The organism is Paractinoplanes durhamensis, from assembly GCF_016862175.1.
Lineage (GTDB): Bacteria > Actinomycetota > Actinomycetes > Mycobacteriales > Micromonosporaceae > Actinoplanes > Actinoplanes durhamensis.
In genome coordinates, this window is sequence record NZ_BOML01000046.1 from 23,892 (window position 1) to 45,599 (window position 21,708).

Sequence of the window (21,708 nt, forward strand, 5' to 3'; positions counted from 1 at the left end):
CGACTATCGTGATCGACATGGGGGACGACGAACGTGCGGTGCTGGAACGGATCGGGCAGGGCCTGCTCTACACCGAGTCGGAGGCGTCCTTCCAGGCTCCGCTGCGCCGCGCCGACCTGATCTTCGAGTACAACCGGACCCGGCCCGGCGACGCCGCAGGGCGCCGGGCCCTGCTGGAGCGGATCCTCGGTTCGGTCGGGGCCCGCACGGTGCTCAACTCGCCGTTCCACGCCGGCTTCGGCAGCAACGTGCACATCGGCGACGATTTCTTCGGCAACGTCAACCTGACCTTCGTCGACGACGTCGAGATCCGGATCGGCAACGGTGTCATGATCGCGCCGAGCGTCACCCTCACCACCACCGGCCACCCGATCCACCCGGACCTGCGGGAGGACTTCCGGCGGTTCTCCGAGCCGATCGTGATCGAGGACAAGGTCTGGATCGGCAGCAACGTCGTCGTGCTCCCCGGGGTCCGGATCGGCTACGGCGCGGTGATCGGCGCGGGCAGTGTCGTGTCGCGCGACATCCCGCCGATGACGGTCGCGGTCGGGGTGCCCTGCCGGGTGGTCCGGCCGATCAGCGCGGACGACCTCAAGAATCGGCTGGCACCTAGCTAGGTGCGTGCGCGGCCAGGAACGCCTTGGCCATCGCCGAGGCCAGGTCGGCCGGGTTCTTGGCGGCGATCGCCTTGCCGTCGGTGGCCTTCGCGATGTCGGTCAGGGTGGCCATGTCGGCGTCCGGCCCGAAGCCGACCCCGATCACCGGCACCGGCCGCTGCGGGTCGCTCTCCTTGGCCAGCCGGGTCAGGAACGTCTTCTTCGGCATGGCGTACTTCGACTCGGCGTCCGTGCCGTCGCTGAGCACGATGATCAGCGTGATCGCCCGCGGCTTGACCCGGGGTCTCATCGCGGCCCGGGCGTCCAGAATGGTCTGGAAGAGCGGCGTGCCGGCCTCGTTGGGGGCGGTGTAACCGGTGATCGCCGCGGCCAGCGCGTCCCGCCGGGACTTGTCGCCCACCTTCCCGGTGATCGGCCCGAACGGCACCACGTCGGTGTGCGGCGGGCTCTCCGGCTTCGGGGTGTTGAAGGTCCACAGGCCGATGCTGGTCTCGTCGCCGAACAGCTGGGCCGCCGCCAGCCCGGACTGCCGGAGCAGGCCGGCCTTGGTGGTGACGCGGCCGGTCCGGTCGGTGGCCGGCTTGTTCATCGAGCCGGACGAGTCGATCAGCAGCAGCACCTGGAATTCGAGCGCGCGGTACTGCGCCCACTGCAGGGCCGGGTCGAGCATCCGGTCGGAGCGCTCCGGCACCTCGATGGCGTGCGGCATCGCGTACGTCCGGAAACCCGCGTCGGTGATCGCCGGCATGGTGATCGCCGCTCGCAGCCGCTCGGCCAGACCGGCGTATTTCGTGGTGGCCGAGATCGCGAACGGGTAGTCCGCCTCGATCAGCCCGTCCGACGGATACGAACCCTTGAGCGTGACCGGGTTGTTGCCGCGCTGGTACATGGTGAGCTGCTGCTCGGTGATCGGGAAGGCGCCGACGTCGTTGGCGACGGCGGTCGCGTCGGTCTGCCCGGCGACCCGGCGCAGCAGCTCGGCCGGGTCGGCCGAGGCGTCCTTGAGCCGGCTGCGCAGGGTCAGCGCGCGCAGCTGGGCGATGCCCGCGTCGGGGGTGCTGTGCACCATGGCCGCCTGGATCGCGTAGACGGCGAGCATGCCGACGCTGGAGTGCAGCGGGTCGGGCATGGTGACGGCCGGGATCTGATGCCCGGCGAGGCCGGTCATCAACTGCATCCAGGTGGTCCGGTCGCCCTGGGCGTATCTCGCGGCGACGGCGGTGGGTGCGGCCAGCACGATCGGGCTGCGGGCGATCGGCTCACCCGCCTGGCGGTACGTGTTGACCAGCGCGATCCGCAGCCACACGCTGCTCGACGGGATCCACACGTCGGGTTGCTCGGGGGCGAGCGCGGTGACGGCCGGCTCCTGGGCGGTGACGGTGATCGGCCCGCAGTCGGCACCGGAGTTGAGCCCCTGCGCCGCCTCCCGCACCACCGGCGCGATCTCCGGGGCGGCGACGACGTGCAGCAGGGTGCCGGAGCACGGCCCGGTGGAGGCCGCCCGGTTGGCGGTGTCGGCCGGTTTCTGCGAGTAGATCCACCAGGTGGTGCCGCCGGCCACCAGCACCAGCGTCACCACGATCATCGCGGCGAGAAGCATCCGGGCCGCGAAACTGGGCGGCTGATCCAACTCCGGATCATGCTCCGGCGATTGCTCACGCCACATGGCATCCGACATGACACACCGCCTCCCAGTTTTCTGCCCGGTGATTACGCAAGGTCGAATGTGAACGAGGCCGAATAGTAGCCATGAACTCTCGTCCGGCAACAGTGAAACTTGCATTCCGGCCGTTGGCCACACCCGGAAACCCTGCTCGGAGCGGGTTTGCCGCGTAATTTGGCTTCCCGTGCGACCGAAATCGGCCACCGCCTTGATCGACACGAAGAGTAATTGTCATCGCCAATTACGCACCGTCGCCAAAGGACACGGAATGGCGGCGGAGATCAGGAAAATGGTGGCCCGGGCGCCCAAGATCGGAATACCGCGAATGCACGCGGTAGCGCCGCTCGCCGCGGCCGCAACAGATCGTCAGGGCCGAATGATTTTGTCGCACCGGGTCGGTATGGTGCCGAGTCGTGGCCAACGTGTTCGTGAGCTATCGCACCCCCGACGTCACCACGGCCATGAAACTCGCCGAGGCCCTGCGCGCCGCCGGGCACGAGGTCTGGCTCGACCGCTGGGAGATCACCATCGGCGACTCCATCGTGGAGCGGATCAACCAGGGCCTGACCGGCCTGTCCTATCTGGTGCTCTGCTGGTCCGCGTCGGGTGAGAGCACCTGGCAGCGCCGCGAGTGGCAGCCCACGCTGGCCCGCCAGCTCGAGGGCGAGCCGGTCAAGATCCTGCCGGTACGGCTCTCCGGCGGCACCGGGCCGGCCATCATCCGCGACCTGCGATACGCCGATCTGGAGCACGACTGGGACGCGGGCGTCCGCGAGTTGCTGGCGGCCATCCGGTGAGCCGCCCGGTCCTCATCGCGCACGCCACCGGCGACGAGGAGTTCGCGCAGCTCCTGGCGGCCCCGATCGCCGCGGCCGGCTACGACGTGGTGCACGGCGGCACGGTGCTGGTCGGCGAGAGTGTCGTCGAGGTGGTCAGCCATGCCCTCGCGGCCGGCGCCCCGGTGGTGCTGTGCGGCACGATCCGCGCGATGGGCACCGGCTGGGCGTGGCGCACGGTCATGGCGGCCCGTGGTCTCCACCCCCAGGTCCGGATCTACGGTGTGGCCGTCGAGCAGGACGTCTACCTGTCGCCGCTGACCCTGGACGGGGAGGTCACCGAATACTGGCGCGATCCGGCCGGGGCGCTCGGCGCGGTGGTCGCCGCCCTGCTGCGGCACTATCCGCCGAGCCTGGAGCCGGGGCCCGGCCCGGCCGCCCTGCCGGCCGGCCGGCGGGAGGCCGCCGAGCAGCGTTTCCGCGACCTGCTGCTGCGCAGCTGCGACATCATCGACCTGGCCAACCTGCCGGCCGACCGCCGGCTGGTCACCCAGGAGCTGACCCTGCGCAGCCTGTTCCTGCCGCTGAACGTGCGGGTCGAGAGCGAGGCCGGTCCCGACCCGGAGCGGTTCCTGGAGGCGATCGAGCAGCGCCGGGTCACCGGCGGCCGGGCGCTCCCGGCCGGCGAGTCCGGGGATCCGGAACCGCCGGGGGCGCGGCTGCGGGAGAGCCGGCGGCTGGTCGTGCTCGGCGACCCCGGGTCCGGCAAGACCACGCTGCTGCGCTGGATGGCCACCGCCTACCTGCTGCGGCTACGCCGCGACCCGTCCTGGGGGTTGCTGCCGGGTGTGGCCACCCTGCCCGACGAGGATCTGCTGCCGGTGCTGGTGCGCTGCCGCGATCTGGGCGCGGCCCAGGTGGACGGCGCGTTCGACGACGTCCTGCGGCACGTCCTGCGCCGGGCCGAGCTCACCGCCGACGAGATCGAGGCGATGCGGGCCGGCCTCGCCGAGCGGCTCGAGGCGGGCACGGTGCTGCTGCTGATCGACGGCCTCGACGAGATCGGCGACCCGGGCGCCCGGGCCCGCTTCTGCCAGCTGCTGGAACGCATCCACCTCACCCGTCCGCTGGTGCCGATCGTGGTCACCAGCCGGATCGTCGGCTACCGCGAGATGGGCCGGCGGATCGGCCGCGGCTTCGAGCACCTCACCATCGCCGAGCTGGACGGCCCGGCCAAGGACGACTTCCTGCGCCGCTGGTGCGCGGTCACCGAGCCGCCCGACCGGCGGCAGGGCGCGGCCGACGAGCTGATCACCGACATCCACCGCACCGACCGGATCGAGCGGCTCACCGGCAACCCGATGCTGCTCACCACCCTCGCCCTGGTCAAGCGCAGCATCGGCCGGCTGCCCGACCACCGCGCCGACCTGTACGCCGCGGCGGTGAAGGTGCTGCTCAGCTGGCGGGCCGAGGTGGACGCGCCGATCAGCCCGCGGGAGGCCGAGCCGCAACTTCAATACCTGGCCTACGCGATGTCCGACGGCGGCGTGCAGCAGCTGACCGAGGACGAGGTGCTCGACCTGCTGGAGCGGATGCGCATCGAGTACCGGCAGCTGCGGGCGATCGGCCAGCACGATCCGGCCGACTTCGTGCGGCTGCTGGAGCAGCGCACCGGCATCCTGGTCGAGACCGGCCACGTCCGCCGGGCCGGCGATCTGATCCCGCTGATCGAGTTCCGGCACCTGACGTTCCAGGAGTATCTGACCGCCCAGGCCCTGGTGCAGGGCTATTTCCCGGGCCGCGACCAGGCCGAGGACCTGGCCGTCCACATCGGCCGGCTGACCGCCCGGGTGGACGCCGGCACCGACGCCGCGGACACCTGGCAGGAGGCGATCCGGCTCTGCGTGACCCTGTGCCACAGCGACGACGTCGACCGGGTGCTGCGCGCGGTGCTCGGCGCGCACCCGCTGCTGGCCGCCCGCTGCCTGCTCGACGAGCCGGACGCCGGCCCGGACGTGGTGGCCGCGATCCTGGGCGCGCTGGCCGCGGCCCTGCCCGGCGACGACGCCACGGTCGCGGTGATGTTCGCGCTCGCCCGCACCGCGTGGGCGGCCGACCTGGTCGAGCACATGGTCGGCGAACTGCGCTCGCGCGGCCCGGGGGCGGTGCCGACGCTGGGCGCCCTGATCGGCGAGGTCCTGGTGGAGCGGCGGGCCGGCCGGGACGAGGAACCCACCGCCGAGTCGTTCCTCGCCGACCTGGCCGCCCCGGGTGACCGGGCGGTGACCGCGGCGCTGGCCTTCCAGGCCGCCGAGCTGACCGACATCGGCCCGGACAGCGCGCCGCTGCGGGAGCTGCTCGACCTGCTGGAACGGCCCGATCCGCTGGCCGCCGGCGCGGCGGCCTGGGCGATCCTGCGGGTCCAGCCGCCGGCCGACGAGTGCTGGTGGACGGACGCCGACCTCGACCGGCTGATCGCCGTGGCCGGCCGGGCCGGCACGCACACCACCACCCGGCTGTCGCTGATCATGGTGGTCGGTCCGCGCCGGTGGCCGGCGGTGGTGCCGGTGCTGACCGCGGCGGCCGGCGACCCCGACCCGGGCAACCGGGCCAAGGCGCTGCTGCTGCTCGGCCAGTCCGGGCAGGAGTCCGCGCTGCCGGCCCTGACCGCGGCGGTCGCCGGCAACGACCTGAACGCCCGGCGGACCGCCGCCGCGGCGCTGGGCCTGCTGCGCACCTCGTCGGCCGGGCCGGCCCTGATGTCCCGGCTGACCGACCGGGACGCCGAGGTGCGAGCGGCCGCCGCCGAGGCGCTCGGCGACCTCGGCGAGAGCACCGCGACCGGCCTGCTGATCGCCGCCATGAAGGACCGGGAACAGCGGGTCCGCAACCGGGCCGCCCAGGCCCTCGGCAAGATCGGCGACTCGGCCGCGGTCGCCCCGCTGATGGACGTGCTGATCCGGCAGCCGGACGGCGAGCTGGGCTGGTACCTGATCGACGCGCTGGCCGACCTGGGCGACGGCCGGCCGGTCCCGGCGCTGATGGCCGCGGTCGAGACCATGGCCGGCAGCACGTTCTGGCCGCTCTACGCGCTGGGCACGCTCGGCGACCGCCGGGCCCGCGAGGTGGTGCTCCGGCACCTCGGCGGCGAGCAGCCCGCGCCGTGGGCGGTCCGGGTCCTGGGTGATCTCGCCGGCGCCGACCCGGCCGACCGGGCCACCATCGAGGCCGCCGCCACCGCCGCCGACCCCGACCTGCGGGAGAAGGCGGCCGACGCGCTGTGGGCGCTCGGCGACGACCTGGCCCTCGATCCGCTGCTCGGCCTGGTCGCCGACCCGGCCGACGAGGTCCGCGCGCAGACCGCCCGGGTGCTGAGCATCTTCGAGACGACCCGGGCCGCGGCCGCCCTGGTCACCCTGGCCGGCGACCGGAGCGGCAAGGTCCGCGCCCAGGCGATCGCGTCGCTCGGCGACATGTGCTTGGACCTCGGCTTCGCCGCGATCGCCGGGGCGGCCGCCGGCGACGACCCCGACCCTCAGGTCCGCCGGGCCGCGGTGGCGGCGCTGCGGGGCTGGACCGGCGACCGGGCGCGCGAGCTGCTGACCGCCGCCGCCGGGGACCCGATCGCCGTGATGCGCGCCGAGGCGGCGGCCGCGCTCGGCCAGGCCCGCGGGCCGGCGATCCGGCCGGCGCTGCTGCGGCTGGCCGGCGACCGCGACCCGGACGTCCGGTCCCGGGCCCTCGAATCGCTCGGCGCGTTCGGTGGCGCCGGCGCCGGGCCGCTGCTGACCGCGGCCCTGCGCGCCCCGGACGCGACCGTCCGGGCCCGGTCCGCGACCGGCCTCGGGCTGCTGCTCGACGACGCGGCCGCGGTGCCGCTGGCCGGCCTGCTCACCGACCCTCAGCCGATGGTCCGCGAGGCCGCCGCCGAGGCCCTCGGCGACCTCGACTCCGACCGGGTCGCCGAGGCGCTGATCGCGCACGCCGGCGATCCGGCGCCCGGGGTCCGCAAGGAGATCGCCATCGCCCTCGACCACGGCGGGACCCCGGCCGCGCGGCCGGTGCTGCGGACCCTCCTGGCCGATCCACACCCGCAGGTCCGGGCGGTCGCCGCCGAGGCGATGGCGGTCCTCGAAACGCCGGACCGCTTCGCGGTCCTGCTCCCGATGCTCACCGACCCGCACCCGGAGGTGCGGCGCAGCGTGATCGGCGCGCTCGACGACGAGGCCGCCGTCGCCGAACTGCTGCCCCTGCTCGACGACCCGAACAAGGACGTGCAGACGGCGGCGGTCTGGACGCTCGGCCTGATCGGCGACCGGGTGGCCACCCCGCGCCTGCGCGCCCTCCTCCTGGAGGTCGACGGCGACCAGCGGGCCATCACGGTCGAGGCACTGTCGAGGCTGGAGGGTGCGGAAGCGGTGCGGATGCTGGGCATGGCGCTCGGCGACCCCTACCCGGCCGTCCGCTTCACCGCGATCACCGAGATCCGGCACACCCGCGATCTGTCCTGGGCGCCGCTGCTGCGCGACGCGCTGGACGACCCGGAGGGCACGGTGCGTGCCGAAGCGGCCCGGTCGCTGGCCGGCCTCGGCGACCTCGACGCGATCGGGCCGCTGACCGCGATGCTGCACGGCGATCCGGCGCCGTGGGTGCGCAGCCACGCGGCCGGCGCGCTCTACCGGCTGGGTTCACCCACGGCCCGGGCCGCCCTGGAGCGGGCCACCACCGACCCGCACTACGACGTCCGGGAGATCGCGGCGCTCGGGCTGGCCCGGCTCGGCGACCCCGGGCCGCTGCGCACGCTGCGGAAACAGATCACCGACGGCAACGCCGGCAGCCGCCGGTCGCTGATCGGCGTGCTGGCCGCGGCCGGCGACCGCCCGGCCGGGCGGCTGGTCCGGATCGGCCTGACCTCGCCGTCGTGGCGGGCCCGGCAGCTGTGGGCGACCGCCTTCGCCAGCGCCCTGCCCGACCAGTTCGACCGGGACCTGCTCACCGAGCACCGGTCCGGCGGCCAGTCCGGGGTCGACCCGGCCCGGGTGATCGACCGCCGGCGGGTCGAGCGGATGGCCCGGATCCTGTGGCGGACACCGGACGAGATCCGGCAGGCGTACATCCGGCTCTCGGGGCAGATCCCGCTGCGGGTCGATAACTAGAGCGGGCGTACGCCGGAGGGCAGTTCCTCGGTGGCCACGTGTGCGAGCAACGTCGTACGCAAAGCCTCTGCGGCATGGGGGAGCACGGACCGTTTGCGATGCGCCAGAGCGATCGTCCGGCGCATGCCGGGCGGAGCCAGCGGGGTCGAGCGCAGCATCGGGCGGTTGGCCAGCACCATGCTCGGCACCAGGGCCACGCCCAGGCCGGCCTCGACGAAGGCGAGCACCGCGTCCATCTCGCCGCCCTCGACCGCGAACTTCGGGGTGAAACCGGCCTGGCGGCAGGCTTCCAGGGTGACGCCGCGGATGTCGTAGCCGGCCCGGAACATGACCAGCGGGGTGTGTTCCAGCTCGGAGAGGGCGATCTGGCCGTGCGTGGTGGGCGGCGGGCGGTCGAAGGCGGACGCCACCACCAGGCTCTCCCGCAGCACCGGCGTGGTGGTCAGGGCCGGGTCGACGCCCTCGTCGGGATGCACGATCAGGGCCAGGTCGAGGGTGTGCGCGAGCAGGTTCTCGATGAGGTCCTGGGAGCTGCCCTCGTTCACGTACAGCTGGATGTCGGGGTGTTCGGCGCGGAAGGTGCGCAGCACCTCGGGGACCAGCGACGAGCAGAGGCTCGGGGTCGCGCCGAGCCGGACGTCGCCGCGACGCAGGCCGACGATGTCCTGCACCGCCTCCCGGGCCGAGTCGGCGTCGGCGACCATCCGCTGGGCCATCGGCAGCAGCGTCTCGCCGGCGACGGTCAGGGTGGCGGCGCCGCGGATCCGTTCGAAAAGCGGCGCGCCGAGGCTCTGTTCCAGCGTGTGAATCTGCTTACTTAACGTTGGCTGTGAGACGCCCAGATTGTCGGCCGCTTGGGTGAAATGTCGGGTTTCTACGACTGCCAAGAAGTAACGAAGCTGCTGGAGCTGCACCTCGATAGCCTATCTCTATCGTTACCTACCCGATCATGCATTAGACGAATGGGCCAGGGACTTCATACCGTCATTGCTGTGGCGGTAGACACGAAAGTTCCCCAGGCGGCGGTTGCATCCAAGGCCGCACTCGCGCCGAGCAGAAAACGGACCTCGTCCGTCCTGCTGAAGATCATCATGGCCGTTACCGGCATCACGCTGATCCTGTTCCTGTACCTGCACATGATCGGCAACCTGAAGATCTTCTTCGGTGCGGAGGCCTTCGATCACTACGCGCACTGGCTGCGGTCCGTCGCCACGCCGCTGCTGCCCAGGACCTGGTTCCTGTGGATCCAGCGGGGTGGCCTCACGGTCGCGGTGATCGCGCACATCGCGTCGGCGGCCATCCTGGCCCGCCGGGCCCGCGCGGCCCGCCCGGTCAAGTACGTCCACCGGCCCAAGGTGCAGGGCAGCTACGCGGCCCGCACGATGCGCTGGGGCGGCGTGATCGTCCTGCTCTTCGTGATCTTCCACGTCCTCGACCTGACCACCGGCACGCTCAACCCGGTCGGGGACAAGCAGCACCCGTACGCCAACGTGGTCGCCGACTTCGCGCTCGACCGCTGGTACGTGACGCTGTTCTACACGCTCGCGATCGTGGCGGTCGGCTTCCACCTGCGGCACGGCATCTTCAGCGCCGCCCGCACCCTGGGCCAGCAGACCGCCCGCGGCGAGCGGATCGCCCGGGCCTCCGCCCTGGTGCTGTCGCTCGTCCTGGTAGCCGGCTACCTCGCCGTGCCGTTGGCGGTCATGACCGGATTGGTGGACTGACGTGACTGAGTTCTGGAACGACGGCGACCCGATCGCCGACACCGCCGCCCCCGACGGTCCGATCGAGACCCGGTGGGAGCGACGAAAGTTTTCCGCCAAGCTGGTCAACCCGGCCAACCGCCGCAAGCTCACGGTGATCGTGGTCGGCACCGGCCTGGCCGGCGGCTCGGCCGCGGCGACCCTGGCCGAGGCCGGTTACCACGTCAAGTCGTACTGCTATCAGGACAGCCCGCGCCGGGCGCACTCGATCGCGGCGCAGGGCGGCATCAACGCGGCCAAGAACTACCGCAACGACGGCGACTCGGTCTACCGCCTCTTCTACGACACGGTCAAGGGCGGCGACTTCCGCGCCCGCGAGTCGAACGTGTACCGCCTGGCCAGCGTGTCGGTCAACATCATCGACCAGTGCGTGGCGCAGGGTGTGCCGTTCGCCCGCGAGTACGGCGGCCTGCTCGACAACCGCTCGTTCGGCGGCACCCAGGTGTCGCGCACCTTCTACGCCCGGGGGCAAACCGGTCAGCAGCTGCTGCTCGGCGCCTACCAGGCACTGGAGCGGCAGATCGGCCTCGGCAACGTCGAGATGAACGCCCGGCACGAGATGCTCGAGCTGATCATCGTCGAGGGCAAGGCCCGCGGCATCGTGGTGCGGGACATGGTCACCGGCGAGATCACCACCGAGATGGCCGACGCGGTCGTGCTCGCCTCCGGCGGCTACGGCAACGTCTTCTTCCTCTCCACCAACGCCAAGGGCTGCAACGTCACCGCCTCCTGGCGCGCGCACCGCAAGGGCGCGCTGTTCGCGAACCCCTGCTACACCCAGATCCACCCCACCTGCATTCCGGAATCGGGTACGCACCAGAGCAAGCTCACGCTGATGAGCGAGTCGCTGCGCAACGACGGCCGGGTGTGGGTGCCCAAGGCCCGCGGCGACAAGCGCGCCCCCGGCGAGATCCCCGAGGTCGATCGCGACTACTACCTCGAGCGGATCTACCCGGCCTTCGGCAACCTGGTGCCGCGCGACATCGCGTCCCGGGCCGCCAAGAACGTCTGCGACGAGGGCCGCGGCGTCGGACCGGGCGGGCTCGGCGTCTACCTGGACTTCGCCGACGCGATCGGCCGGCTCGGCCAGAAGGCCGTCGAGGAGAAATACGGCAACCTCTTCGAGATGTACGCGCGGATCACCGGCGAGAACCCGTACGAGACGCCGATGCGGATCTACCCGGCCGTGCACTACACGATGGGTGGCCTGTGGGTCGACTACGACCTGCAGTCGACGATCCCCGGCCTGTTCGTGGTGGGCGAGGCCAACTTCTCCGACCACGGCGCGAACCGGCTCGGCGCGTCCGCGCTGATGCAGGGCCTGGGCGACGGCTACTTCGTGCTGCCGACGACGCTGGGCAACTACCTCGCCGCGGGGCCCTTCGCTGCCGTTCCGCAAGATCACGAGGCGGTGGTCGAGGCCCGCACCGCGGTCGAGGACCGGATCAACCGGTTCCTGGAGATCGACGGCGACCGGACCGTGGACTCGTTCCACCGCGAGCTCGGCCACATCATGTGGGAGTACTGCGGCATGGAGCGCACCGAGGAGGGCCTGACCAAGGCGATCGGGCTCATCCGGTCGCTGAAGGACGAGTTCTGGCAGCGGGTCAAGGTGCCCGGCACCGGTGAGCAACTCAACCAGAACCTGGAGAAGGCCGGCCGGGTCGCCGACTTCTTCGAGCTGGGCGAGCTGATGTGCATCGACGCGCTGCACCGCCGGGAGTCCTGCGGCGGCCACTTCCGCGCCGAGTCGCAGTCCGAGGACGGCGAGGCGCTGCGCCACGACGACGAGTTCGCCTACGCCGCGGCCTGGGAGTACTTCGGCGCCGACCGCAAACCCACCCTGCACAAGGAACAGCTCGAATTCGAGTACGTCCACCCGAGCACCCGGAGCTACAAGTAATGGACATCCAGGTTCGCGTGTGGCGCCAGACCGACTCTGCCGACAAGGGCCGGATGGTGACCTACGACGTCAAGGACATCTCCCCCGACGCATCCTTCCTGGAGATGCTCGACGTCCTGAACGAGAAGCTGATCCTCGACGGGGACGACCCGGTCGCGTTCGACCACGACTGCCGCGAGGGCATCTGCGGCATGTGCAGCATGGTCATCGACGGTGTGGCGCACGGCCCGGAGCGGGCCACCACCACCTGCCAGCTGCACATGCGGCACTTCGCCGACGGCGACGTGATCGACGTCGAGCCGTGGCGCGCCGCCGCCTTCCCGGTCATCAAGGACCTGGTCGTCGACCGCACCGCGTTCGACCGGATCATCCAGGCCGGTGGCTACATCACCGCGCCGACCGGGGCCGCCCCCGAGGCGCACTCGGTGCCGGTGCCCAAGAAGGACGCCGACCTGGCGTTCGAGGCGGCCACCTGCATCGGCTGCGGCGCCTGCGTCGCGGCCTGCCCGAACGGCTCGGCGATGCTGTTCACCGCGGCCAAGGTCGCGCACCTGGGTCTCGTGCCGCAGGGCCAGCCGGAGCGGGACACCCGGGTGCTCGACATGCTCCAGGCCCAGGACGACGCCGGCTTCGGCGGCTGCACCAACGCCGGCGAGTGCACCACGGTCTGCCCGAAGGGCATTCCGCTGACGCTCATCGGCCGCCTCAACGCCGACTATCGCAAGGCACTGCGCAACAGCAACAGCTGATCTCCGGTCCGGGCACAACGGCGTGCCCGGCCCGGCTCACCGAGCCTTGTTGCCACCGATACCGCCGTAGATGAACGAGGTCAGCGTCTCGATGGCCTCGTCATCCGGCAGCTTCGACATCCACTCCGCCGCGAAGCTCGACACCAGCGCCCCGAAGATCGACGCGATGACGAGCGGCTCCCCCGGCAGGTCGAGTTTCGCCAGGTGCGCGGCGATGTGCCCGCGGTCGGGCTCCATCATCGCCTGCACCACCCGGTCGAACTCCGCGTCGACGATCGCGGCCTGCCGCAGCGCGTCCATCACCACCCGATGCCGCCGGTAGAAACCCCAGAACGCGGCCACGTGGTAGCGCACCGCGGCCCGGTCGGTGAAGTCGTCACCGTGCCCGTCGGCCGCCGCTGACGCGTCCCCCTCGGCGAGCAGGTCGGCCAGCAGCGCCTCGAGCAGCTTCTCCTTGCTCGTGAAGTGCTGGTAGAACGACCCGGTCGCCCGCCCGGCCTCCGCCGTGATGTCCGTGATCTTGGCGTTGAGGTAGCCGGCGCGCTCGAACACCCGGATCGCCGCGGCCTTCAGCTCCGCCTCGGTCTGCGCCGCCCGCTGCTTGCGCACACCCGTCTCCGCCATTGACGCAGGATATCAACCTGCCTTACGGTGAATCTATGTTCACTGAATCGGGATTCACTCTCATCGTCGGCGCCGGACCCACCGGCCTCACCCTGGCCCGCGAGCTCCAGCGCCGCGGCGCCCCGTTCCGGATCATCGACAGGGAGAAGGAGCCGTTCACCGGCTCCCGCGGCAAGGGCCTGCAGCCCCGCACCCAGGAGATCCTCGACGACCTCGGGCTGATCGACGCGTTCCGCGCGCACGGCGGCGACTATCCCGAGCTGCTCATCCACCTGCCCGGCGGCCAGGAGATGCGGCAGCGGATGGACGAGCTGCACGACCCCACGCCCTCCGTGCCGTACCCGAATCTGCTGATGGTTCCGCAGTGGCGCACCGCGGAGCTGCTCGCCGAGGGGGTGCCGGTCGAATACGGCACCGGCCTGGCCTCCTTCACCGAGGACGCCGGCGGCGTACACGTCACCCTCGACACCGGCGAGACGCTGACCTGCCGTTATCTGGTCGGGGCCGACGGCGGGCGGAGCACCGTCCGGCACCTGCTCGGGGTGCCGTTCGAGGGCGAGACGCACGAGACCGAGCGCCTGTTCATCGCCGACGTCCGGATCAACGGCCTCGACCGCGACAACTGGCACATCTGGCCCGGCGCCGGCGCGGGATCGTTCCGGCTGGGCCTGTGCCCACTGCCCGGCACCGACGACTTCCAGCTCACCGCCCCGCCGACCGAGCAGTCGGTGGCGGAGCTGGTCGCCTCGGTCGACCCCGCGCTCGAGGTCACCCACGTCGGCTGGACGTCGCACTTCCGGGCCAACATCCGGATGGTCAGCCGCTACCGCATCGGCAACGTCTTCCTCGCCGGCGACGCCGCGCACGTCCATTCCCCGGCCGGCGGCCAGGGCCTCAACACCGGCATCCAGGACGCCTGGAACCTCGGCTGGAAACTCGCGAAGGGCAACGATCAATTGCTGGCGACGTACGAGGCGGAGCGCCTCCCGGTCGCCGCCGATGTCCTGGGCATCAGCACCCGGCTGCACCAGCGCCACGTGGACGGCGACCCGGATGCGATGCGTCGTGACGACCCGGTGCTGCGCCAGCTGTCCCTCAGCTACCGCGGTGGGCCGCTGGCCGCCGAGCACCGCGCGGCCCCCGGCCCGGTCCGGGCGGGCGACCGGGCACCGGACGCGCCGCTGGCCGGCGGGCGCCGGATCTTCGACCTGCTGCGCGGCCCGCACCCCACGCTGCTCGCCTTCGACTGGACCGGCGACCTGCCGTTCGCGCCGGCCCACCGGATCGCCGACCCGGCCGCCCTGGCGGCGTACGACGTCCGCGAACCCACGCTCATGCTGATCCGCCCGGACGACTACATCGGTTGCGCGACCACCGACCCGGCCGACATCACCGCCTACCTAAATCGGATCGGAGACTGAGTTTCCCCAGTTCAGCGTCGGTCGTTGGAGATCTTGGAGCCCATCTGCACCGCCCTTCCGCCGCCGACGAGGAGTCACATGTTCCGGTCCCGTGCCGTCCTGGCGCTCACGCTGTCCTTCGTCGTGGCGATGTCCACCGAGAGCAGTCATGCCCTGCGGCTCGCCGCCGACGAGGTGACCGCCCCGGCCCCGCGATATGTGGCGCTGGGTGACTCGTACTCGGCCGGGCTGGGAAGTGGTGGCAGCGAGAGTGGGGGAAGCTGCCTGCGCAACACCAATGCCTTCCCGGCCCGGTGGGCGAACGCCCATCCGGGCTTCGACTCGGTGCTCAACGCCTGCTCCGGCGCCGGGACCGAAGCGGTGCGGCGGAGTCAGCTGGAGCCGCTGACCGGGAACACCGCGCTGGTCAGCCTCACCGCCGGCGGCAACGACATCGGCTTTTCGCGCACCATGACCGTCTGTGTCGTCGACCCCCGCGACTCGTCCTGCCTGACCGGTGCCCGAAAGGGCGCCGACCAGGCCCGGACCGTGCTGCCCGAGCGGCTCCGGCTGCTCTATGCGGCGATCCGCGACCGGGCGCCGAAGGCCGACGTGCTGGTGTTCGGCTATCCGCGTTTCTTCCGTACGGCCAAGATCGGTTGCCGTTTGCTCAAGCCGGCCGAGCGCGAGGCCATCAACGACACGATCGACGCCCTGAACCGGGTGATCGAGCAGCAGGCGACGGCGGCCGGGTTCCGGTTCGTGGCGGTCAGCCCGGCGTTCGCCGGTCACGGGCTCTGCGCGGCCAAGCCGTGGCTGAACTCGGTGACGTTCCCGGCGGTCAACTCCTTCCACCCCAACAACGCCGGCCAGCGCGACGGCTACCTGGCCGCGATGACCGCCCTGGCGCCCTGAGCGACCAGCGCACCCGCCGCCGCCACCGCCGCGGCGGTCAGCAGCGGGGCAACCGCTCCGAACCGGACCATCACCGAGCCGAGCGGGATCGCGATCGCCACCGAGCCGAACATGACCGTGTTCGCGGTGGCGCCGACCCGGCCGAGCAGGTGGTCCGGGGTTTCGGTCTGCACCGCGGTGATCCCGGCGATCAGCGCCCCGACCAGGCCGATCCCGGCCAGCACGCTGCCGACGATCATCGACGGCCACCACGGCAGGGACCACGTCACGCAGGCGATCGCGAAGGTGGCCGTGCCGAGGGCGGCGATCGCGGCCGGGCCGAAGCGGGTCAGCAGGCGGCCGACGAGCAGGCCGCTCACGAGTGAGCCGGCGCCCTGCGCGGTGGAGAGGAAACCGAGGCGGGTGGCGGGCAGGTGCAGCCCGTGCACCAGTTGCGCGATGACGCCGGCGCTGGTGAGGCCGGACAGTCCGATGGCGACCGCCGCGACCAGGACCGGCCTGCGCACGGCCGGGTTGCCGAACAGCGCGCGCAGGCCCTCGCGGATCTCCCCCCGCTCCGGTTTCTCCATCGGCAGCGCCGGGGGCAGCCGGAGCAGGGCGTAGCAACCGGCGGCGATCAGCGGCGCCACCGCGGCCAGCAGCACCACCGGCACCGGGCCCGACCACGCGTACAGGCCGGCTCCGGCAAGCGGTGCGATCAGCTTCATGCCCTCCTGGGCGCTGGCCCGCCAGCCGTTGACGTCGCCGAGCCGGCCCGGCGGCAGCGCGGACGGCAGGATCGCCGTCTCGGCCGCGTCGTTCAGCACGTAGCTGAGGCCGCGGGCCAGCAGCACCACGTAGATCAGCCACACCTCACGGACCGACGAGACGGCCAGCAGGGTCAGCATGATCGCGGCCAGCAGCACGTCGGTCCCGATCACCAGCGGGCGGCGGGGCAGGCGGTCGGCCAGCGTGCCCAGCCAGGGTGCGCCCAGGGTCGGCGCGTAGATGCACAGGCCGGTCAGCGCGGCGACCGCCGGCGAGCCGGTGAGGTCGAAGACCCAGATGCCGGCGGCGAGGGTCATCGCGGTGCTGCCGAACCCGGACACCAGCGAGATCACGATGAACAGGACCACGTTGCGCCGCACGCGCGACCTCCCTCAGGCTTGAGCCGGTGCGGCTCATCCTCGGGAGTTGAGTGGCAATCTGTCAACCCTGCGCGGTGGCCTCCCCCAAGGCGGTCCGCAGCCGGTCGATCGCCGTTTCGGTCGGCTGCGGCAGCGCCGGCCGGGCCGCGGCGAGGTCGTCCAGGACGTCCTTCACCAGCGAATACAGCCCTCCACCGGGCGCTTCGGGGGCGGCCCCGAGGGTCTGGCGCACGAGGGCGGCGCGGACGAATCGGCCGTCCCATCGGCGGTCGGCTCCGATCCGGCGGTGCAGCTCCACGGCCGCTTCGCGGACGGCGGTGAGCTTTTCGCCGTACGCAAGATCGAGCTCGCGCCGCACCGGGCGCAACGCCGCCGCCAAGCGCAATCGTCGCTGCTCGGCGGCCTGCCGGCTGGTCAGGCCGAGCGCCGCGGCGATCTCCGCCCAGGTGGCGCCGCCCCGCCGGGCCGCGTCGATCAGCGCGAGCTCCTCGGCGTCGAGCCGGGCCCGGCGCTCGTGAATCTCGCGCAGATCACCCAGCTCGGCCATGGTGCCACCCTAGCAGTTGTCAACGGTTCATTGACAACTCAAGGCCGTCGAGAACGACGGCCAGGCCCTGCTCGAAGGAGTCGTCGGCCGGGTCGGGGCCGAAGCCGCCGTCGGCGACGGCGGCAGCGAGCGCCGGGAACCGCTCCGGCCGGACGAACCTGGTCAGCAGCTCCTCGTAGTCGCCGAACGCCCGCGCCGGATCGCCGAGCAGGATGGCCATCACGTGCGCCTCGCCGCTCGTCGCCGTCACCGATCCCGCCTCGGCCTCCGTCTTGTAAGGGGTTGAGAACTACTCACTCATTACCGCAAGCTGTTCTCCATGCGCTGGATCATCCTTGCGGTTGCCACCTTCACCCAGGCCGCGGCCGCGTTCTTCGCCCAGGGGCTCGGGGCGCTCGGCGTTCAGCTTCAGCACGACCTGGGGATCGGCGTGGCGCAGCTCGGCCTGCTGATGTCGGCCGTCCAATTCGTACCCCTGGTCGGGCTGCTGGTCGCCGGGGAGATGCTGGACCGCCTCGACGAGCGCTGGGTGGTGGGCGGCGGCGCCGGGCTGATCGGGGTGGCCCTGATCGCCGGGACGCTGGCGCCGGGCTACGCCGGCCTGCTCGTCGTCCTGCTGGTCGTCGGGGCCGGCTACAGCACCGTGCAGCCCGGCGGCAGCAAGTCGGTGGCGTCCTGGTTCGACGCGTCCCGGCGGGGCACCGCGATGGGCATCAGGCAGGCGGGCCTGCCGCTGGGGGCGGCGATCGCGTCGGCCACGCTGCCGGCGATCGGGGCGGTCCACGGATGGCGGGCCACCCTGCTGACCGGTGGCGCGGTCGCGCTGGCCGGGGCGGCCGCGTTCGTCCTCGTCTACCGCCGGCCGCCGGGGTTGGTGGTGGCGCCGGCCCGCGCCGCCGGTGGGCGTCTCGTGCTGCTGGGCGATCCGGCGCTGCGCCGTGCCCTGCTGTGCGGGGTCAGCCTGATCTCGGTGCAGACCGGCCTCGGCCTGCTGACCGTGCTGCACCTGCACGAGGTGGCCGGGCTGTCGCCCGGCCGGGCGGCGGCGATCCTGGTCGCGGCGCAGGGCGCGGGCGTCGCCGGGCGGATCGCGCTGGCCGCATTCAGCGATCGGGCACGGGTGTCCCGGCAGAGCGTGGTCACCGGCAGCCTGCTCGCGGTCGCGGTCGCCCTGGTGCTGCTGCTGACCCCGCTGGGCGGCTCGCCGGTGGCGGCCACCGTGGTGTTCGTCTGGCTCGGATTCTTCGGCATCGGCTGGTACGGGCCATGGGTGGCGCTGGTGACCGAGGCGGCGCCGGCCGGGCGGACCGGTTTCGCGATCGGCCTGGCGATGGCCGTCAATCAGGTCGCCATCGTCGGCGTACCGCCGCTGCTCGGTCTCTTGCGTGACGTGACCGGCGGCTTCGCCACCTCATGGGGTGTCCTGGCTTTTTGTGTCGCGCTCGCCCTGGCCGGCCTCAGCCGGACAACCGTGACGATTCCTGGCTCTGCATCGCGGTGACCAGGTCCTCGCGGGCCCGGGCGATCCGGGAGCGGATCGTGCCGACCGGGCAGTCGCAGATCTCGGCCACCTCGGCGTAGGAGAGGCCGGCCACCTGGGTGAGCAGGAACGCCTCCCGGCGGTCCGGGGCCAGGGCGCGGATCAGCTCGGTCAGCGCGTGGTGCTCCTCGAAACGGGACGCGCCGCGGGTGGCGGTGACCGCCTCGGCGTTCGACTCCCAGTCGGGCAGCGCGGCCGTCCGGGGCCGGCGGGTGGCGTGCCGGACGTGGTCGGCGGCGACCCGGCGGGCGATCGAGAACAGCCAGGTCCGCACCGTGGAGCGGCCGGCGAACCGGGGCAGCGCCCCCACCGCCCGCAGGTAGGTCTCCTGGGCCAGGTCCTCGACCTCGGCCGGGGACGTCAGCGGCGCCAGGAAGCGCAGGACGTCGCGCTGGGTGAGCCGGATCAGGTCGGTGAGTGCGTCCCGATCGCCACGGCCGGCCGCAAACGCCAGGGCGGCAAGAGGATCGGTCGGCGGAGTCACGGGCGGTGATACGCGGCGCCGGGCCGAAAGGTTCACCGGCGGGAACTGAGCCGGCGCCCGCGGCGACTTATGGGAGGACGGGAACTTTTTCCACGTCCGGTGGGACCAAAGAACCGCAGATCCCACCAACGAATCGGATGTCATGAAAAATTACCGATTTTCGGCGACGGTGACGGCCGCGCTTCTGGTCGCGTTCGGTACAGCCGGTTGCGGCAACAGCGATGACACAGCGAGCCCGGCGGCCTCGGCGACCGCCGCCACGACCCTCACGATCAAGGACCCCTGGGTGAAAGCGGCCGCGGCCGGCGAGATGACCGCCGCGTTCGGTGTTCTGACCAACGACACCGGCGCCGACATCACGGTCACCGCGGCCGAGTCGCCGGTCTCGCCGATGGAGCTGCACGAGATGACCATGAAGGACGGCAAGATGGTCATGCAGCCCAAGGAGGGCGGCTTCGTGATCAAGGCGCACGGCACCCACGAGCTCGGGCCGGGCGGCGACCACCTGATGATGATGAAGCCGAGCGCGGCGATCGAGGCCGGCGACGAGGTGACCTTCACCCTGAAACTCGCCGACGGCAGCACCGTGCCGTTCAGTGCGATCGCCAAGCCGTTCGCGGGTGCGGCCGAGAGCTACGCGCCCGACATGCCGATGGGGAGCAGCGCTCCGTGACCTCCCGCCGCCGCCTGCTCGCCGGGGCCGCCGTCGCCGGTCTCGGCGCGGCGGCCGGTGCCGGCGCGGTCACGGTCGCCGCGGGCGATCGGGACACCCCGGTGCCGGCCGCGCTGGACACCACTCCGGACACCGGCACCGCCACCGTCGCGTTCCACGGCCCGCGGCAGGCCGGGGTGTCCGAGGATCCGCCCGCGCACGCCGCGTTCGTCGCGTTCACCCTGGCCGCCGGCGTCGACCGGCGGGCCCTGGCCCGGATGCTGCGCCTGCTGTCCGACGACGGCCGGCGGCTCACCCAGGGGCGGCCGGCGCTCGGCGACACCGACGCCACCCTCGCCGTGCTGCCGGCCCGGCTGACCGTCACGTTCGGCTTCGGGCCGGGCCTCTACCGGGCCGCCGGGCTCCCCTCCCCGGTCGCCGACCTGCCGGCCTTCCGCATCGACCGGCTCGAACGACGCTGGTCCGGCGGGGACCTGCTGCTGCAGATCTGCGCCGACGACCCGCTGACGGTGGCGCACACCCAGCGGATGCTGATCAAGGACGCCCGGCCGTTCGCCGCGATCCGCTGGGTTCAGCAGGGTTTCCGGCGCAGCCCGGGCGTGCAGGCTCCGTCGTATACGCAACGCAACGTGCTCGGCCAGCTGGACGGCACCGCCAACCCCCGCGGTGCGGCCGAGATCGACCCGGCCGTCTGGCATCCGGACGGCTCCACCACCCTGGTGGTACGGCGGGTCCGCGCCGAGATCGAGAAGTGGGACATGCTCGCCGTCTCCGACAAGGAGAACGCGGTCGGCCGCCGGCTCGAGTCGGGGGCGCCGCTCAGCGGCCACCAGGAGCGCGACGAGCCGGACTTCACCGCGCTCGACGACTCCGGGCTGCCGGCCATGCCGGACTTCGCCCACGTCACCCGGGCGCACGTGACCGACCCGGCGCTGAAGATCCTGCGCCGGCCGTACAACTACGACGGCGTGCCGGACGCGGCCGGCCGGCCCGACGCCGGGCTGATCTTCGCGGCCTACCAGCGGGACATCGCCCGGCAGTACGTGCCCATCCAGCAACGCCTCGCCGACAAGGACCTGCTCAACGAATGGATCACTCCGATCGGCTCCGCGGTTTTCGCCATCCCGCCCGGCTGCGCCGACGGCGGCTGGATCGGCGAGCAGGTGCTGGCATGAGGCGTACGCTGCTGGCCGCCGCCGCTCTGCTCGTCGTGCTGCTGCCGGGTGCCCCCGCGTGGGCGCACACGTCGCTGCTCTCGTCGGTCCCGGCCCGGGACGCCACCCTCGCCAAGGCACCGGCCTCGGTCGCGTTGACGTTCAGCCAGCGCCTCAACCCCGACTTCACCACGATCGTGGTGAGCGACGCGGCCAAGCAGCGGGTGCCGGCCTCCAAGCCGGCGGTCGAGCAGGCGGTCGGCACGGTCACGTTCGATCAGCCGCTCGGCAACGGCGTCTACACGGTCGCCTACCGGGTCGTGTCGTCGGACGGGCACACGGTGCAGGGCTCGTACCCGTTCACGGTCGCCGACCCGGCCCTGACGGCCGCGACCGCTCCCGCGGCGGCGGCGTCCGCGGCGGCACCGTCCGCCGTGGCACCGTCCGCCGTGGCACCAGCCGCCGCAGCACCGGCCGCCGCGGACGGGCCCGGCTCCGGTGGCATCCCGGCCGGGGTGCAGCTCGGGCTGGCCGCCGCCGGGGTGCTTCTCGCCGGCGGCGCGATCTATCTGTTCGTGTCCGCGCGGCGAAAGGCCACGGCCCAACGCTGACGGCCC

At 72.4% G+C, this 21,708-nt stretch carries 19 protein-coding genes; 12 read left to right on the forward strand and 7 right to left on the reverse strand.

Annotation, left to right across the window (positions count from 1 at the left end):
* Positions 1 to 17: 17 nt before the first annotated feature.
* Positions 18 to 617 carry a sugar O-acetyltransferase gene (locus tag Adu01nite_RS28600; RefSeq protein WP_203731148.1) on the forward strand — a complete coding sequence of 200 codons (600 nt, stop codon included), beginning with the start codon at positions 18 to 20 and terminating at the stop codon, positions 615 to 617.
* Here Adu01nite_RS28600 and Adu01nite_RS28605 read toward each other — a convergent pair.
* Positions 610 to 2,247: a substrate-binding domain-containing protein gene (locus Adu01nite_RS28605; protein ID WP_239132763.1), complete on the reverse strand. Its 1,638-nt coding sequence runs from the start codon at positions 2,245 to 2,247 to the stop codon at positions 610 to 612. The genes Adu01nite_RS28600 and Adu01nite_RS28605 overlap by 8 nt on opposite strands.
* Positions 2,248 to 2,693: 446 nt before the next feature.
* On the opposite strand from Adu01nite_RS28605, the gene Adu01nite_RS28610 reads away from it, so the two are divergent.
* Both Adu01nite_RS28610 and Adu01nite_RS28615 read left to right on the forward strand, forming a co-directional pair.
* Positions 2,694 to 3,077, forward strand: coding sequence for a toll/interleukin-1 receptor domain-containing protein (locus Adu01nite_RS28610; protein ID WP_203731152.1), 384 nt, complete (start codon positions 2,694 to 2,696; stop codon positions 3,075 to 3,077).
* Positions 3,074 to 8,212 (forward strand): HEAT repeat domain-containing protein, encoded by a 5,139-nt coding sequence (locus Adu01nite_RS28615; protein WP_203731154.1) that lies wholly within the window; start codon positions 3,074 to 3,076, stop codon positions 8,210 to 8,212. Before Adu01nite_RS28610 ends, Adu01nite_RS28615 begins: the two co-directional genes overlap by 4 nt.
* Here the strand turns inward: Adu01nite_RS28615 and Adu01nite_RS28620 are convergent.
* Entirely contained in the window at positions 8,209 to 9,132 is a 924-nt protein-coding gene (locus Adu01nite_RS28620) for a LysR family transcriptional regulator (protein ID WP_203731263.1), read from the reverse strand. The genes Adu01nite_RS28615 and Adu01nite_RS28620 overlap by 4 nt on opposite strands.
* 72 nt (positions 9,133 to 9,204) lie before the next feature.
* Between Adu01nite_RS28620 and Adu01nite_RS28625 the strand changes: the two genes are divergently transcribed.
* Genes Adu01nite_RS28625 through Adu01nite_RS28635 form a run of 3 tightly spaced genes read left to right on the forward strand, consistent with a single transcriptional unit; the run spans position 9,205 to position 12,627 of the window.
* Entirely contained in the window at positions 9,205 to 9,936 is a 732-nt protein-coding gene (locus Adu01nite_RS28625) for a succinate dehydrogenase cytochrome b subunit (RefSeq protein WP_275414704.1), read from the forward strand.
* Position 9,937: 1 nt separating this feature from the next.
* Positions 9,938 to 11,878, forward strand: a complete 1,941-nt coding sequence (locus Adu01nite_RS28630; RefSeq protein WP_203731158.1) for a fumarate reductase/succinate dehydrogenase flavoprotein subunit — start codon at positions 9,938 to 9,940, stop codon at positions 11,876 to 11,878.
* Complete coding sequence (locus Adu01nite_RS28635) at positions 11,878 to 12,627, forward strand: succinate dehydrogenase/fumarate reductase iron-sulfur subunit (protein ID WP_203731159.1); 750 nt, start codon at positions 11,878 to 11,880, stop codon at positions 12,625 to 12,627. Before Adu01nite_RS28630 ends, Adu01nite_RS28635 begins: the two co-directional genes overlap by 1 nt.
* Positions 12,628 to 12,663: 36 nt before the next feature.
* Here Adu01nite_RS28635 and Adu01nite_RS28640 read toward each other — a convergent pair whose 3' ends face one another.
* Entirely contained in the window at positions 12,664 to 13,251 is a 588-nt protein-coding gene (locus Adu01nite_RS28640; RefSeq protein WP_203731161.1) for a TetR/AcrR family transcriptional regulator, read from the reverse strand.
* Between the two features lie 35 nt (positions 13,252 to 13,286).
* On the opposite strand from Adu01nite_RS28640, the gene Adu01nite_RS28645 reads away from it, so the two are divergent.
* Together Adu01nite_RS28645 and Adu01nite_RS28650 are read left to right on the forward strand one after the other, a co-directional pair.
* Entirely contained in the window at positions 13,287 to 14,672 is a 1,386-nt protein-coding gene (locus Adu01nite_RS28645) for an FAD-dependent monooxygenase (RefSeq protein ID WP_203731163.1), read from the forward strand.
* Between the two features lie 78 nt (positions 14,673 to 14,750).
* A complete protein-coding gene (locus Adu01nite_RS28650; RefSeq protein ID WP_203731165.1) occupies positions 14,751 to 15,566 on the forward strand; it encodes an SGNH/GDSL hydrolase family protein in 816 nt (271 codons plus the stop codon).
* Here the strand turns inward: Adu01nite_RS28650 and Adu01nite_RS28655 are convergent.
* The 3 genes from Adu01nite_RS28655 to Adu01nite_RS28665 form a co-directional block, all read right to left on the reverse strand.
* Positions 15,533 to 16,693, reverse strand: a complete 1,161-nt coding sequence (locus Adu01nite_RS28655) for an MFS transporter (RefSeq protein ID WP_203731167.1) — start codon at positions 16,691 to 16,693, stop codon at positions 15,533 to 15,535. The two genes, Adu01nite_RS28650 and Adu01nite_RS28655, sit on opposite strands and share 34 nt — an antisense overlap.
* Before the next feature lie 61 nt (positions 16,694 to 16,754).
* A complete protein-coding gene (locus Adu01nite_RS28660; protein ID WP_203731168.1) occupies positions 16,755 to 17,240 on the reverse strand; it encodes a hypothetical protein in 486 nt (161 codons plus the stop codon).
* 19 nt (positions 17,241 to 17,259) lie between these two features.
* Positions 17,260 to 17,490, reverse strand: coding sequence for a TetR/AcrR family transcriptional regulator C-terminal domain-containing protein (locus tag Adu01nite_RS28665; RefSeq protein ID WP_203731170.1), 231 nt, complete (start codon positions 17,488 to 17,490; stop codon positions 17,260 to 17,262).
* Between the two features lie 69 nt (positions 17,491 to 17,559).
* Between Adu01nite_RS28665 and Adu01nite_RS28670 the strand changes: the two genes are divergently transcribed.
* Positions 17,560 to 18,741 carry an MFS transporter gene (locus Adu01nite_RS28670; RefSeq protein WP_203731172.1) on the forward strand — a complete coding sequence of 394 codons (1,182 nt, stop codon included), beginning with the start codon at positions 17,560 to 17,562 and terminating at the stop codon, positions 18,739 to 18,741.
* Here the strand turns inward: Adu01nite_RS28670 and Adu01nite_RS28675 are convergent.
* Positions 18,698 to 19,264, reverse strand: a complete 567-nt coding sequence (locus tag Adu01nite_RS28675; protein ID WP_203731174.1) for a sigma-70 family RNA polymerase sigma factor — start codon at positions 19,262 to 19,264, stop codon at positions 18,698 to 18,700. The two genes, Adu01nite_RS28670 and Adu01nite_RS28675, sit on opposite strands and share 44 nt — an antisense overlap.
* Positions 19,265 to 19,406: 142 nt before the next feature.
* Here Adu01nite_RS28675 and Adu01nite_RS28680 point away from each other — a divergent pair, with 142 nt between their 5' ends.
* The 3 genes from Adu01nite_RS28680 to Adu01nite_RS28690 are packed head-to-tail and all read left to right on the forward strand — an operon-like array spanning position 19,407 to position 21,702.
* Positions 19,407 to 19,937, forward strand: a complete 531-nt coding sequence (locus tag Adu01nite_RS28680) for a copper chaperone PCu(A)C (RefSeq protein ID WP_203731176.1) — start codon at positions 19,407 to 19,409, stop codon at positions 19,935 to 19,937.
* Positions 19,934 to 21,112 (forward strand): Dyp-type peroxidase, encoded by a 1,179-nt coding sequence (locus Adu01nite_RS28685; RefSeq protein WP_203731178.1) that lies wholly within the window; start codon positions 19,934 to 19,936, stop codon positions 21,110 to 21,112. The genes Adu01nite_RS28680 and Adu01nite_RS28685 overlap by 4 nt, the downstream gene beginning before the upstream one ends.
* Positions 21,109 to 21,702: a copper resistance CopC family protein gene (locus Adu01nite_RS28690; protein ID WP_203731179.1), complete on the forward strand. Its 594-nt coding sequence runs from the start codon at positions 21,109 to 21,111 to the stop codon at positions 21,700 to 21,702. Before Adu01nite_RS28685 ends, Adu01nite_RS28690 begins: the two co-directional genes overlap by 4 nt.
* Positions 21,703 to 21,708 lie beyond the last annotated feature (6 nt).

Bases quoted from the DNA above. Each gene is read 5' to 3' on its own strand.
- Adu01nite_RS28680 (WP_203731176.1), top strand. From the start codon at position 19,407: ATGAAAAATTACCGATTTTCGGCGACGGTGACGGCCGCGCTTCTGGTC.
- Adu01nite_RS28670 (WP_203731172.1), top strand. From the start codon at position 17,560: ATGCGCTGGATCATCCTTGCGGTTGCCACCTTCACCCAGGCCGCGGCC.
- Adu01nite_RS28660 (WP_203731168.1), bottom strand. From the start codon at position 17,240: ATGGCCGAGCTGGGTGATCTGCGCGAGATTCACGAGCGCCGGGCCCGG.
- Adu01nite_RS28635 (WP_203731159.1), top strand. From the start codon at position 11,878: ATGGACATCCAGGTTCGCGTGTGGCGCCAGACCGACTCTGCCGACAAG.
- Adu01nite_RS28650 (WP_203731165.1), top strand. From the start codon at position 14,751: ATGTTCCGGTCCCGTGCCGTCCTGGCGCTCACGCTGTCCTTCGTCGTG.
- Adu01nite_RS28690 (WP_203731179.1), top strand. From the start codon at position 21,109: ATGAGGCGTACGCTGCTGGCCGCCGCCGCTCTGCTCGTCGTGCTGCTG.
- Adu01nite_RS28600 (WP_203731148.1), top strand. From the start codon at position 18: ATGGGGGACGACGAACGTGCGGTGCTGGAACGGATCGGGCAGGGCCTG.
- Adu01nite_RS28645 (WP_203731163.1), top strand. From the start codon at position 13,287: ATGTTCACTGAATCGGGATTCACTCTCATCGTCGGCGCCGGACCCACC.
- Adu01nite_RS28640 (WP_203731161.1), bottom strand. From the start codon at position 13,251: ATGGCGGAGACGGGTGTGCGCAAGCAGCGGGCGGCGCAGACCGAGGCG.